This window comes from Veillonella tobetsuensis (assembly GCF_002959935.1).
Taxonomy (GTDB): Bacteria; Bacillota; Negativicutes; order Veillonellales; family Veillonellaceae; genus Veillonella; species Veillonella tobetsuensis.
In genome coordinates this window covers 1-13,287 of sequence record NZ_PPDF01000013.1, presented here as the reverse complement: position 1 = coordinate 13,287, position 13,287 = coordinate 1, and the positions used below count along the sequence as shown (strand labels likewise).

Below are 13,287 nucleotides of genomic sequence, written 5' to 3'. Positions count from 1 at the left end.
CTAAATACATATGACTAGTATAAACATCAATAAGTAATACTAATCATTTGTTATCCTAAGAAAATTCTAGTTTCTTTTTTGTAATATTAAAACCACTTTATTAGAACCTCGTTCTTTAAATAGTTCGATATAAACATTAGTATCATAATCGTGTCCAACTATACGATTTTTGCTTATCTCGTTCCAACCTATATTTTGTTTTGAAAGTATCTCTTTAACATCGTCAATTGTAACAGAGTCATATGTAATTTCAAGATTATTATTTTGAGATGCTCTGCCAGATGCATAATACTTCTCATTTACTTTTTTTGAGGATATAGTTTCTAACTTTTGTTCATATAATTGAAGACTTTGCATCTGCTCCGGCCTATTAATATACGCATGAAAATAAATAAGTCCCATTAGTATAGATACAAATAAGACAAAACCAACATAAATTTTAACAACAGCTGGTAATCTGCTCAATTTAAAACAACTTCTATTCATATTCAACCAAGTAATCCTAATTCCAATCATTATTCAACAAGTAATTAAACAAAAAATTATAATTCTACTTAACATTTTATTATAACCAGTCCATTTGCTATCAATGCGTCCTACACTAGCATTGATACTACCAGTTGGATTTTTGAAGTTAGGTTTAGAAGAAACGGAGAACCCCGCAGATTTACTATGTTCTTTAAAGTTATCTACATCTTGTAAGCTTTGAATATGTAAATCACGGCCTGTGTCTACTTCTACCTTTTTACCAGATACGGTAGAACCAATAATAGTAGTATCTCGCTTTGCTTTAAGTTATGCCAATTCAGCTGCTTTAATCTTTATTAACACATAGCTTTCCTAGTGGTCATCGCTATTATTTCTTGGTATTTCTTATATTTTAAAGAGGCTACAAGCAGAATACTGTACAACCGCCTTCTATTAGAGCCCAATAATTCTAACTACGCACAAATTATTTTTTACTAATGTATTGATCTCTTAATTGTAATAAAATAATTTTCTCATCTTTTCCAATTTGATCTATACTATTTAGAATTATCAGATGTTCTCCATAAACATGTTTTAAGATTGAAACAGCTGAGTCTCTAGATTTTTTATCATCTACTGTTAGTATACCATCTGAGATTGCAGATTGAGTAGTCGAGCTTGCTTTACCTTTAGAACCTACACCCAAATTTGGAACTAGACCAATACTGTTATAAATCTTATCATAGCTTTTTTATCATTGGTCTTCATCTCTTCGAGTTTCTTTTTACTACCATAGTAGTTATAGCCTATCCCATTATTGCTATAGGTATACTTCGGCTTCGTTTTGGATATCTTTCATCTCGAGAGATTTGGTAGTCAACGTATTCTTATCTTTTGGATCTTCACTTTTAGTTACAACTGTAGTAGTTGCATCATCCACCGCATTTGTACTTTCACGTTTTACTAAACTTTTCTTTTTATCTAGATATACATGATTGACTGTACTATTTGCCTTCGCTGTATGTAGTTCAACCATATTACCAGATACCTTAACTGTATCTGCCGCCATAGATACATCACGTCCAGCAGTAACTGTTGTAGAACCAGCTGCATTAGTTTGTGTAATTCATAGAAAATTTAACCTTACAAAAAACCTTCTAGTTTTTAATTCTCAGAACACTAAGTATAATGAAAAACATTATAATAACGCAAAAAAGGGGCTGTAACTAAAATGCGGTAAAACCGCATTCTGTTACAGCCCCTTTCATATAGGATATTTTGTTATTTAGTCTATATAGTTTTTAATCGCTTCATTGAACAAATCAACTTTGTACTCACGAATTTCATAGGTTGCCAATTGATCGGCATAATATGAATCAAATTGTACAGCCTCTTCTAACTCCTCTCGTGTTCCATGAGCGATAATAAGGCTTTCACCTGAAACATCAGGACATGTGCCAATCATTAAAAATTTTCCTGCATTAAAATATGTTTTATACCATATGTGATGCTTCTCTCTCAACGTATCAAATGTATCCTGGGGGATACGATTCATGTCGAGCTTAATATAAATCGTATACATAATAGGCTCCTATATACTTCTTACTTATACACTATAAGGATCCCTCTCTTAAACACATTATAACATTTTTCACATCATCTATCCATTATACGAAACAGGGCGCAACTTTACATAAGCTACGCCCTGAAAACCTACAAAATATCTTGTTTTATACTTTCACCAATTATAGCATTAATGGAGCTACAACAAAGCCAAGTGCTACTGCGATAGCAATGGCAAGTACACCAGGAATAAAGAACGGATGGTTAAATACGAGATTACCAATTCGTGTGGAACCAGTATCATCCATTTGTACAGCCCCTAACAATGTTGGGTATGTTGGCAGTACGAAGAGCGCGGATACGGCTGCGAAGGATGCGATAATGATATACACAGAACCTGTATTTTCTGGTGTAATGCCTAACGCTAAGATTACAGCTGGTACCAAAGCTTGCGTTGTTGCCGCTTGGCTATACAATAATGTACTAGCAAAGAAGAATGCTACCGCTAACAAGAACGGATATGCTGTTACCATGCTAGAAGCAAGAGCTTTAATTTCAGGAATATGGCCTTTTACAAAGGTATCGCCCAACCATGCTACGCCAAGTACACAGACGCAGGCAGATAAACCAGATTTGAATGTACTTGTATTAACAAGTTGCGCTGTATCAATTTTACAGAAGAATGTAATTGCCGCCGCAATAATCATCATAAAGCCGATGATGGCATCATTTCGCCCAAAGATAACCGGTTTAATAAGACCGATATTTTTAGAGATTGCTGTTGCATAAAATACGATACAGATAATACCAATTAAGAAAATTAATACAGATGTTTTTGCACCTGGTTTCAAGTGGAAATCACTGCTCTTTTCACGAGGTGGAGCCACGTGACCTGCTGCCAAACGTTCTTGGTAAACAGGATCAGAGGACAAATCATTGTTTAAGAAATTAGACATAATGAATGCAGTCAGTAAAACTGCCACAAATGTTGTAGAGATACAGATTGCTAATAATGTTGGATAGCTTACACCAAATGGTTCTAAGAAACCACTCATGGCCACAACGGCTGCGGATACAGGGCTAGCTGTAATACCGATTTGGCTCGCTACAACGGCGATGGATAATGGCACGGATGGCTTGATGTTTTCACTTTTTGCTACCTCCACAATTACGGGAATCATAGAGAATGCTGTATGACCAGTACCTGCCAAAATTGTTAGAAAATACGTAACTGTTGGAGCTAAGTAGTTGATGTGTTTAGGGTTCTTACGCAAAATATTTTCTGCAATGCGAACCAAATAATCTAAACCGCCTGCCAATTGCAACGCACAAATCGCTGCGATAGCCGACATAATGATAAGAATAACATCCCAAGGAATCTGCCCTGGGAACATGCCCATACCAAGACTCAGCAACACAACGCCAAGACCACCGGCATAGCCGATGCCCATTCCACCGAGGCGAACGCCAAGGAAAATAGCACCGAATAGAATAATGACTTGCATAATTACATAAATGTCCATACGATGACCTCCTTTTTACATTTATAACTATATACTATCATAGATATGCAAAATAATCATCGAATTTTGATAATGTATATACTATAGTTTAAATCTTTTATGAAATAGAGGTTGAACATTAAAGAATAATAGGGCGCATGTCATCAAGCAAACCCTCTTCTTCTGTGGCACGTTGAATACTTTCACCTACGATGCGAACCATATCTTCCAATTGCTCCACTGTAGATGCTAATGGTGGCATGAGAATAACTACATCACCGATAGGGCGACAAATAAGACCTTGTTCACGAGCAAGAACGGCGACTTTAGCCCCTACCGCATCATTAGGGCGATACGCTTCATGAGTAGCCACGTCTTTTTCAAGCTCAATACCAACGATAAGTCCGCGTTGACGCACTTCTTTTACATGTTTTAATGATTCAATTGGCTTCAATGCCTTTGTGAAAGCTTCAATCTTCGCAGGCAACCCTTCAATTACCTTTTCATCATGGAATACTTTCAACGAAGCTAATGCAACGGCACAAGCCAATGCATTACCTGTATAGGAATGGCCATGATAGAATGTCTTCTTTTCTTCAAAGGTGCCAAGGAATGCATCAAACACGCGTTTTGTTGTCAATGTAGCCGCAAGTGGCATGTAACCACCGGTGATACCTTTCGACAAGGTCATAAAGTCAGGAGATACACCTTCATGTTCGCACGCAAAGAATTTGCCTGTACGGCCAAAGCCTGTGGCCACTTCATCAACGATGAGGAATACATCATGTTTCGCGGTTAACTCGCGAACCCGTTTTAAATAGCCATGAGGCATTACGAGCATGCCCGCAGCTGCTTGTACTAATGGCTCCATAACGAGAGCTGTAATTTCATCCCCTTCTTCATTGAGGATGCGTTCCAATTCTGCCAAGGACTCTTCGAAGGCTTTATCGCGATCAGCTACATCGCGATATACGCCAGGACTTGGCAATGTTAGTGGTTTGAACAATAAATTATGGAATACTTGATGGAACAATTGAATGCCACCTACGGATACAGTACCTAATGTATCCCCATGATAGCCCGCATTGAGTGCGATAAACTTAGTTTTTTTAGTTTGTCCCACTTGTTGACGATATTGGTAGGCCATCTTGATTGCTACTTCGATAGCCGTACTGCCATCATCGGATAAGAATACCTTTTCCAAACCTTCTGGTGCAATCTCAACTAATTCTTTACATAATTGAGCCGATGGAGGGCTTACCAAGCCGAGCAATGTGCTATGCGCAATTTTATCAATTTGGTCTTTCAACGCTTGATTAAGAACAGGGTGATTATGACCATGAATATTCACCCACAAGGAGGATACACCGTCATAATATTTTTTGCCCTTATCATCGATTAAATAAACTCCTTCTCCACGTTCGATAACTACTGGTTCTTGAGCTAGCCAATCTTGCATTTGTGTAAACGGATGCCATACAAATTCATGGTCCCATTGTGCGATTTGTGAAAGTTGTTTCTCTGCCATCATAACACCTCATACTTAAGATTTTTACATCTATACTATCTACTTAATATCGTATTTCTATTAATACTATATTTCCTATTAATACCATATTTTCTACAAGGGAGCTTTCACTAAATGCCCCATACAGCATGCCAAATCTTAGCTGTATATAAGAAAGAACGCCCCCACCCAAGCTTAATATGCTCTTGATTTGGACCTTGATATGGCGGCACTACACCGAGCACAGGCACACCTGTATAACGCTCCATATCCTCTATATTTGTTTTCAATAAGAATGGATCTACCAACGTTGTATCGTTAACAATGATACCTTTCACATCAATATTATGTAATTTAGCATACTCATAGGTAAGAACAACGCGATTAATAGAGCCGAGTCTACCATCCGCAACAAGTATCGCTGGATAAGCGATATCTTTCATAAGATTTGTGAAAGTAATATCTGCCGTAAGTGGCGTTGTAATGCCGCCAGCACCTTCTACAAAGGTAATATCATGCTGGGCGACTACTTTTTTTACATGAGCCACCACCTCTGGATAGTCTATTTCTACGCCTGCTAATTCGGCAGCCAAGCGAGGCGAATAATCACCAGCAAGCGCAATTGGATTTACCTCATGACGACGGGATTCAGGAATACCTACAGACTGCATTAAATACGTCGCATCCTTACTTTCAAGGCCAACGCACATCTCATCCTCATCCATCGTCACAAATTGAGGAAAAGGCACCGCACTAGACGATACAGGCTTAACCATGCCCACATCGAACCCATCAGCCATTGCCAACGCACCAAGCAAACCAGTGACAAACGTCTTACCTACATCCGTATCCGTACCGATGATGGACACACCTAACTGTTTCATACAAGCACCTCTTCTAAACTACAATCATCGATCTATTAGCAACTATATATTAGATATTAGTTAACAATTCAATTACAGTATAAAACTTACAGCTGGAACAGTCAACTATATCAAAATTCATAAGGTTAACAATCTTTTTCTTTGCTAACACCTACAGAAGAAACTCCGCTCAGCTGAGGTCATCGTACTACTCGATGGGACCTAATTTATACCTACAGCTATAACAAGAGCCACTCATACCCTCGCAGCGACTTTGGCCCTGTTTCGTAGAAACAGACCCGGCCGGTGGAGCATTTCGCTTAACACGATGCAGGAGAACTTCGCTATATTGAGCGAGTATACATAACCCGATGAGACTAGTTTACACGCAAAGTAAATAGAAATAGAGGGTTCCTTTCCACAGCGACTTTGGCCCTGCGAAGGCCGTAGGCCGGAGTCAGACCCGGCCGGTGGAGCGAGGAAAGGGACCCTCTATTTCTATACTCAAATTTGCAATTGTATCAGGCTCATTGGGTTATCAAATTAAACCTCAATATAGCGGAATTCCCCTGTATCAGGATCCATCATCCCCCCATAGAACCCCATCCCCTTAGGGAACAATGGATGATGACGTAGGAATTGTACTGTATAACGTACGTTTTCTTCAGAAATGTGGAATCGATCCATCCAGTCGATGAGACCTGGTTCAATCATGCGAATTGCATCTTCACTAATGCCTTTTTCCTTCATAGACTCCATAAATTGTGTGGCAGAAAAATCGATCATACCACAGTTTTCATGGCCGATAATGAGCACGTCTTCAATTTCCATACCGTAGGTAGCAACGAGCAAACTTTGTACAATATTATCAATGGGTTGTGTCACACTATTGCCTGCTGTTTTAATCGTGATAATTTCACCACGTTCAAAACCGAGTGCATCTTCAAGCATTCCTACCAAGCGCGTATCCATACATGTAACAATAGCTAGTTTCTTTGTAGGATGGCTAGTTAACCCCTTGTCTGCAAGTTCAGGATGCTTTGCCACATAGACTTTATTCTTTTCTAATATTTCATCAAGATTAATCATAATGCACCTCGCAATATACGCCTAATATTCGAATTTTATTATTAAAACTTTATTATTCGAATCAGTATCTATAATTATACTTGAAAACATCGTTTATTAAGTATAATTACTCCGCTCTTGATTATATAAACTTTCACCATTAGATACAATAGAATATCTCATGTATACAAGATATTTTTTTGATATATTCATTTCAATGCAGGCCATTACACTAACATACGGTATAGCATTTTAATCTATATTCATCGAAAAAACAAAACATGCTTATATTCTCGCTTAAATGCTTGTATTGTGATACTATTAAATAAGAAATTATTTATGCATCCTGCGCGATACCACAGTGATGTATGTGCCACAGGTACAGTTAGGAGGTTTTATAATGGGTATCAACGCAAAAACATTGCCAGGCATTGTGCTCTGCGCAGTTCTCGCCATTCCATGTTGGCTATTAGGCCAGCAATTTCATTTCATTGGCAGCCCAATTTTTGCTATTATTCTAGGCATTATTATTGGTTCTTTATTCACATCTTGGAAACGTGAAAAAACGGGTGCCGGCATCGGATTTACATCGAAAAAAATCCTACAATGGGCAGTTATCTTACTCGGTTTCGGTCTTAATATTACGCAAGTATTGCATGTAGGCTGGGTTTCCTTACCAGTTATCATCTCTACAATTGCCACATCCCTCATCATTGCTTTCATTATATTCAAAGCGACACATATTGATTCTAATACAGCCGTGTTAATTGGCGTCGGTTCCTCCATCTGTGGTGGTAGTGCTATTGCGGCCGCAGCGCCTGTTGTGAAAGCTAGTGATCAAGATATTGCACAAGCAATTTCCGTTGTATTCTTCTTCAATGTAGTAGCTGCCTTCGTGTTCCCACCACTTGGCGATGCCATCGGTTTATCTAATATGGGATTTGGTCTATTCGCTGGCACAGCCGTAAATGACACATCCTCTGTTACAGCAACTGCAGCTGTTTGGGATAGTATGAAAGGAACAGGCACTCAAGTTCTCGAATATGCTACTATCGTGAAATTGACACGTACATTAGCAATTATCCCTATTTGTTTGGGTCTCGCTAGCTATCAAGTATACAAGGCAAAACAAGCAGCAAAGGCGAGTGAAAATGCGGAGCCTGTTAATATTGCGGCCATCTTTCCAAAATTTGTACTCTACTTTGTCATTTGTTCTCTTATTACAACAGTTTTATCCTACGCAAATGTAGACATTCATTTCTTGGATATCTTTAAAACTATTTCTAAGTATTTCATCACTATGGCCATGGTTGCTATTGGACTTAACACAAATCTAGTTAAACTCATCAAATCTGGTGGTAGCGCCCTCGCTTTAGGTGCTGCATGCTGGATTGCGATTGCTCTCGTTAGTCTAGGGATGCAACATGTCATTGGTTTATGGTAAAATAGAATAAAGGATAATCTGATACGGAATAGATTTCTATTAAGTGTATATATTACACTCAATAGGGGTCTATTCTTTTATTCAGCATATATTAATTTTGCCTAGCTTTTGTATCCATAAAGAAAGGGGGATTATGTATGTACTTCTTACAAGGTTTATTAGTTGGGCTCGCTACGTTTGCACCTATTGGAATGCAGAATTTATTTATCATTAATACGGCTCTCGTACAGCCATTGCCTCGCATTATATTGACGATTACCATTATTGGTCTCTTTGATATGACATTGAGTGCAGCTGCATTTTATGGCATCGGAACTCTACTAGAAACATGGCCCACTTTCAATCTCATCATTCTCATCGCCGGCGGATTGCTCGTAACCTATATCGGCTATAGAACATTTAATACCGAACCAGCTCTCAAAAAGGTAGATACAAATATACCAATCAAGGACATTTTACTAATGGCCTTACTGGTTACGTGGGGTAATCCTCAAGCCGTTATTGATGCTTCTATGATGCTCGGTGCCTTTCGTGCTAATATTCCTGTAGAAGGGATATATCATTTCTTCTTCGGTTTCCTAGCTATGACGCCAATCTGGTTTGGTACCTTGGCAGGCACGATGTATATATTAGCTAAGAAAATTAAAATATCTCATCTCGTATGGATTAATAGAGTGTGCGGTTTAGTATTGATTATTTATGGCCTAAAACTCGTCTATGAAGGCATTATGATGCTACTTTCATAAATACATAAAAACAGGTATTTCGCGAAATCTCTAATACCAAGTTGCGGACAGTAACATGGATGATTTCAAGAAATACCTGTTTTTGTTATATATTCTAAGTTAAAACTCGTCGAGTACTTGAAGAAATAAGTCTTTAAAGGCCTCTGCATAGGTATTAGAGTTATGTAATGGGACTTGGAAATAATAGTCTTGTTCGATAGGTTTTCCATGATTCAATACGCATTTTCGCTCGATACCTGGTATTGTATCTACCAAATATTTAAACCGATCGACTAATAATATCCCTTGACCAGCAGAAACGAGAAAACGTGCCTCTTCAAGATTTTTAACTTGCACAAAGGAACCACCAAAACCAAGGGACTTGCGGTAATGTTCCTCTTCATCAAAACGTTGATCTTCATGACATACAAGAATTAACGGTAAGTCTGCTAGTTCTTTTAGCTCTATGGCACCTTCCAAAGTATACCCTTTAGGTGTTTCCGCTACAACAGTAGCCGTACTAATGGCATAACTTATACTATCAGCTTTTTCCGTTGTTTGCCAATAGTCTATAAAAATAATATCCACCAAATTATCTTTGAGCATTTGATTAAGCTCAGAATGACTACCGCTGTACATGCGCACATCTAAATCTCGATATCGCTTAGTTGTACGCATTAACGCCTGCTGCAATGCAATACCACTGTAGCGATTTAAATAACCTATGCGTAAATACTTACGGCTATCCTTACCAATACGGGCCGTCTCCTCTTGTAAATTTTGAATACGCAATAGCATGTGCTTGCCATTACGATATAAATATTCACCAGCCGGAGTCAGGTAAAAGCTACGCTTTTCACGTACCATCAGGAGAATCCCCAAACTTGACTCTAAGGATTTAATTTGTTGTGAAATAGCCGATTGTGACACATAGTGCTCATAGGCAGCCTGTGTAAAGCTATTGTGCTCCACAACAGAAATAAAGTATTCTAATTGTTTTAATAACATGACTCTTCTCTCTCAACTTTGTATTAAACGGTAACTCTCTAATTCTACGCTTAATACTATACACATTAGTATCTACTTAATGATTATATTTCAACACTGGTTTATAAATCAAATACCAATATACACCAAGAGCCGCTATAAAGAATATGGCGGCCGTACTCCAGAATACAGCACCGTAACTGATAGCACGTGCAATCATACCGCTAATGACAGGCCCCAACACATTGCCCATCATGACTACACTTGATACAGCACCAAAAACAATACTTCGCCGCTCTATAGGCACAGCCTTTGAAATAAGGGTATTTGCAATGGGCGTAATAAACCCCATAAAGAAACCTGCAAGAGCACGTGATACTCCTAACCCCCACACATCAGGCATTAAGTATTGAAGTATGAAAAATCCTCCTACACCACAAGTAGATACGCATAATATACGTGGCATAGGCATAAATCTAGACAATTTACCTATTGATATAGACGCTAGAGCACTAAATACTCCGGCCCCAAATATGATAATCCCTACTATGGTCGCTACAAAATCATCATTCACACTCATATAATGTTTAATATATAGCGGCAAAATGGGACCAATTCCTGTAATACCGAAATTACATAAGAATAAAATAAATACCAATAAACGAACAGTGGGAATAGACATGAACGACTTGATTAAGGACCACTGTGACTCACTAGCATCTACCTTATGAGTATGCTGTAAATTTGGCATACATTTGTAAACTCCTAAAAGGCATAAACCGGATAAGGCAGAAAACAATAAAAATGGAGCACGATAACCTAATAAGTCCGCCGTTATCCCTCCCATAAGAGGTCCAAAAACTAGTCCCATCACCATGGAGGCCTGATAAAGTCCCATTGCCCAAGGAACTTTATCCTCAGGGGTGACTAATACAATTATACCAAGCCCAATGGGTACAAAACCTCCCACTAAACCTTGTAATGTGCGCAATACAAGTAATTGAGTTGGCGTCTGTGCAAAGCTACAGGCTCCAACGGCAAGCATTAATGTTATAAAAATAAACATCATTACCTTCCGAGGGCCCAGCTCATTGGCCTTGCGCGACCAAAAAGGAGCACTTAAAGCAACCATACAAGGTGTTACCCCTGATACGAGTCCTGCCCACATAGCGGCTTCTCCTTGATCTGTTAAACCAAGCTCCACAAGATATAAGGGTATAAAGGATAATACACCTATAATCGTAATACCCGCACCAATCTGTATGGCACACATCAAATAGATTAAGCGTTTCCATGAAAAATCCATATAACCCTCTTTTTCTCTTTGACGATGGTATATATTTACACATAACGAAGGTATATATTTACACATAACTATAGAATATATACTCATATTCATATTGTATCTTAAATAGCAAAAAAAGACCATCTCTTCCAATTATATTGGATAGAAATGATCTTTTTATAGTCATATTTGTAAGTACAATCTTACTATATTAACGAAAGATTTTAGCCTATTTTTGTTTGAGCATCCAATAGATGTAATACATAACTAGACCATAAGTTAATACATCAAGCACCGTCATAAACGGAACCATTTTAGAGATTCGTCCAAAACCATGGACATGAAGGTTGGCTGCCACGATGGCCACTAAATTTAAACGATGAATCCATAATGCCTTTTTGTGAGAAACAGATTTAGCTCTATCCCCTAGCCATGAAGACAATTGTAATACACCAAATACTAAAGCTATAAGCATTGCCACAGTTGAAATATAACCCGTCCAGAATGCAAAGGTAAGATTATATGCTTTAAGGAAATATACATACCAGTGAGCACATACAAGCACCACACTAACAACACCAACAATGCGATGAACATCATACATTTCTGCTGGATTATAACGATCCATAAACCATTTTGGTTTTGTCGCAATATAGGTCAATACTAGCCAGGCTGCATAGGGAATCAATCCTAAATGAATCTTCCAAACCCCAAAGGCTCTACCAATAGCAAAATAGCCATACTCAATTAAGCCCATCAAAACCAAAGATAATCCGGCAATCCAAATTAAAATATGGTACTTACTCTTATACTGTTTTTTCACAACTTCTGCCATAATAAACCTCACATATCAACTATAGAGAATGAAAAAAGAATGAGTAAATGATGGGCATATTTTTTCTCATATCATTATTAAGATAATACCAACTTTAACTATTTCAGTAAAGTGAATATGTATACCAATATCATAATTGATAAACTTTCATAATAACGTATCTAATCTATTAAAAAGAAAATTCCCTCTGCATAATCCAGAGGGACTAAAATTCTTATATATTATTTCTTTTTAAACATCAAGTAGATGCAATAAATCACAAGACCATATGTAATGATATCAAACACTTGAAGGAATGGTACCATTTTGGAAATTCGTGTAAAGCCATGGATATGAATATCTGCAGCAACTAATGCTACAAGATTTAAGCGGTGAAGCCAAATACCTGTTGTTCGACCAGATGCCGTTACCTTTCTCAACTTTGGTGTTAAGAATGCAAGACCAGAAATTGTAGCAATACCAAAAGAAGTGAGGGCTACATAGCCACCCCACCAACCGAGAACGGATTTAGCGGCTTTACCAAAATAGAGATACAAATGGAATACAATAACAGCTACAGATGCAATACCTAATGCACGATGCACCTTATACATATCACCTAAATTATAACGGCTTGTAAACCACTTAGGACGAGTTGCCAAATAAGTCATCACAATCCACGCACACCAAGGCACAAGACCAGTATAAACTTTATAATTGCCGAAGGCACGACCACCTACGATATAGCCCCACTCTAATAAACCAATCATAATTAAGGAAAATACAGCAATCCATATAAAGATATGGTAAATGCTCTTGTGTTGTTTCGTTTCAACTTGATTCATCTTAAAACCTCTCAAATAAAAATACTTATAAATATGATTTCTACTTAATATAGTTTATCATTTGTAAGCCTATATGTAGATTACTTATATTAGATAAATACTATTAATTATAAGAATAATAATAATAATAGTTCTAAATAAAACGGCTCTATAATAAATGTTGGGGTGACACCACTACGGTGTCACTTCCAACATTATTTTTTTGCAAAAAATAAG

The 13,287-nt window shown here is 37.7% G+C and carries 13 protein-coding genes and 1 pseudogene; 2 read left to right on the top strand and 12 right to left on the bottom strand.

The genetic code is table 11. The features are described from left to right. Window positions 1-66 precede the first annotated feature (66 nt). The 8 genes and pseudogenes from VTHSUH11_RS08660 to VTHSUH11_RS08620 form a co-directional block, all read right to left on the bottom strand. Entirely contained in the window at window positions 67-465 is a 399-nt protein-coding gene (locus VTHSUH11_RS08660; protein WP_244900009.1) for a hypothetical protein, read from the bottom strand. A gap of 54 nt (window positions 466-519) precedes the next feature. Continuing rightward, a pseudogene (locus VTHSUH11_RS09685) lies at window positions 520-783 on the bottom strand (hemagglutinin repeat-containing protein); the annotation flags it as partial. Between the two features lie 505 nt (window positions 784-1,288). Continuing rightward, a complete protein-coding gene (locus VTHSUH11_RS08645; RefSeq protein ID WP_105093373.1) occupies window positions 1,289-1,537 on the bottom strand; it encodes a hypothetical protein in 249 nt (82 codons plus the stop codon). A gap of 216 nt (window positions 1,538-1,753) precedes the next feature. Further along, window positions 1,754-2,050: a YciI family protein gene (locus VTHSUH11_RS08640; RefSeq protein WP_059361230.1), complete on the bottom strand. Its 297-nt coding sequence runs from the start codon at window positions 2,048-2,050 to the stop codon at window positions 1,754-1,756. A 163-nt stretch (window positions 2,051-2,213) separates the two neighbouring features. Next, window positions 2,214-3,554, bottom strand: a complete 1,341-nt coding sequence (locus VTHSUH11_RS08635) for an anaerobic C4-dicarboxylate transporter (protein WP_105093372.1) — start codon at window positions 3,552-3,554, stop codon at window positions 2,214-2,216. A gap of 118 nt (window positions 3,555-3,672) precedes the next feature. Further along, window positions 3,673-5,061, bottom strand: coding sequence for an adenosylmethionine--8-amino-7-oxononanoate transaminase (gene bioA, locus VTHSUH11_RS08630; protein ID WP_105093371.1), 1,389 nt, complete (start codon window positions 5,059-5,061; stop codon window positions 3,673-3,675). A 110-nt stretch (window positions 5,062-5,171) separates the two neighbouring features. Further along, window positions 5,172-5,924 carry a dethiobiotin synthase gene (gene bioD, locus VTHSUH11_RS08625; RefSeq protein WP_105093370.1) on the bottom strand — a complete coding sequence of 251 codons (753 nt, stop codon included), beginning with the start codon at window positions 5,922-5,924 and terminating at the stop codon, window positions 5,172-5,174. A 522-nt stretch (window positions 5,925-6,446) separates the two neighbouring features. Then, window positions 6,447-6,992, bottom strand: a complete 546-nt coding sequence (locus VTHSUH11_RS08620; protein ID WP_105093369.1) for a beta-class carbonic anhydrase — start codon at window positions 6,990-6,992, stop codon at window positions 6,447-6,449. A gap of 379 nt (window positions 6,993-7,371) precedes the next feature. Between VTHSUH11_RS08620 and VTHSUH11_RS08615 the strand changes: the two genes are divergently transcribed. Further along, entirely contained in the window at window positions 7,372-8,415 is a 1,044-nt protein-coding gene (locus tag VTHSUH11_RS08615) for a YeiH family protein (RefSeq protein ID WP_105093368.1), read from the top strand. Between the two features lie 137 nt (window positions 8,416-8,552). After that, entirely contained in the window at window positions 8,553-9,161 is a 609-nt protein-coding gene (locus VTHSUH11_RS08610) for a LysE/ArgO family amino acid transporter (protein ID WP_059361216.1), read from the top strand. A 99-nt stretch (window positions 9,162-9,260) separates the two neighbouring features. Here the strand turns inward: VTHSUH11_RS08610 and VTHSUH11_RS08605 are convergent, their stop codons facing one another. From VTHSUH11_RS08605 to VTHSUH11_RS08590, 4 genes are all read right to left on the bottom strand, one after another. Beyond that, on the bottom strand, window positions 9,261-10,148 hold the full coding sequence (locus VTHSUH11_RS08605) for a LysR family transcriptional regulator (protein ID WP_105093367.1): 888 nt from the start codon (window positions 10,146-10,148) through the stop codon (window positions 9,261-9,263). Between the two features lie 76 nt (window positions 10,149-10,224). Then, window positions 10,225-11,433, bottom strand: coding sequence for an MFS transporter (locus VTHSUH11_RS08600; protein ID WP_105093366.1), 1,209 nt, complete (start codon window positions 11,431-11,433; stop codon window positions 10,225-10,227). Between the two features lie 208 nt (window positions 11,434-11,641). Beyond that, window positions 11,642-12,247, bottom strand: coding sequence for a hypothetical protein (locus VTHSUH11_RS08595; protein WP_105093365.1), 606 nt, complete (start codon window positions 12,245-12,247; stop codon window positions 11,642-11,644). A gap of 221 nt (window positions 12,248-12,468) precedes the next feature. Then, window positions 12,469-13,071, bottom strand: a complete 603-nt coding sequence (locus VTHSUH11_RS08590; protein ID WP_105093364.1) for a ferric reductase-like transmembrane domain-containing protein — start codon at window positions 13,069-13,071, stop codon at window positions 12,469-12,471. Between the last annotated feature and the right edge of the window lie 216 nt (window positions 13,072-13,287).

What these genes read in the sequence shown, in the direction of transcription:
- VTHSUH11_RS08645 (WP_105093373.1), bottom strand. Translation starts at nt 1,537, where the DNA reads ATGGCGGCAGATACAGTTAAGGTATCTGGTAATATGGTTGAACTACAT.
- VTHSUH11_RS08640 (WP_059361230.1), bottom strand. Translation starts at nt 2,050, where the DNA reads ATGTATACGATTTATATTAAGCTCGACATGAATCGTATCCCCCAGGAT.
- VTHSUH11_RS08635 (WP_105093372.1), bottom strand. Translation starts at nt 3,554, where the DNA reads ATGGACATTTATGTAATTATGCAAGTCATTATTCTATTCGGTGCTATT.
- bioA (WP_105093371.1), bottom strand. Translation starts at nt 5,061, where the DNA reads ATGGCAGAGAAACAACTTTCACAAATCGCACAATGGGACCATGAATTT.
- bioD (WP_105093370.1), bottom strand. Translation starts at nt 5,924, where the DNA reads ATGAAACAGTTAGGTGTGTCCATCATCGGTACGGATACGGATGTAGGT.
- VTHSUH11_RS08620 (WP_105093369.1), bottom strand. Translation starts at nt 6,992, where the DNA reads ATGATTAATCTTGATGAAATATTAGAAAAGAATAAAGTCTATGTGGCA.
- VTHSUH11_RS08615 (WP_105093368.1), top strand. Translation starts at nt 7,372, where the DNA reads ATGGGTATCAACGCAAAAACATTGCCAGGCATTGTGCTCTGCGCAGTT.
- VTHSUH11_RS08610 (WP_059361216.1), top strand. Translation starts at nt 8,553, where the DNA reads ATGTACTTCTTACAAGGTTTATTAGTTGGGCTCGCTACGTTTGCACCT.
- VTHSUH11_RS08605 (WP_105093367.1), bottom strand. Translation starts at nt 10,148, where the DNA reads ATGTTATTAAAACAATTAGAATACTTTATTTCTGTTGTGGAGCACAAT.
- VTHSUH11_RS08600 (WP_105093366.1), bottom strand. Translation starts at nt 11,433, where the DNA reads ATGGATTTTTCATGGAAACGCTTAATCTATTTGATGTGTGCCATACAG.
- VTHSUH11_RS08595 (WP_105093365.1), bottom strand. Translation starts at nt 12,247, where the DNA reads ATGGCAGAAGTTGTGAAAAAACAGTATAAGAGTAAGTACCATATTTTA.
- VTHSUH11_RS08590 (WP_105093364.1), bottom strand. Translation starts at nt 13,071, where the DNA reads ATGAATCAAGTTGAAACGAAACAACACAAGAGCATTTACCATATCTTT.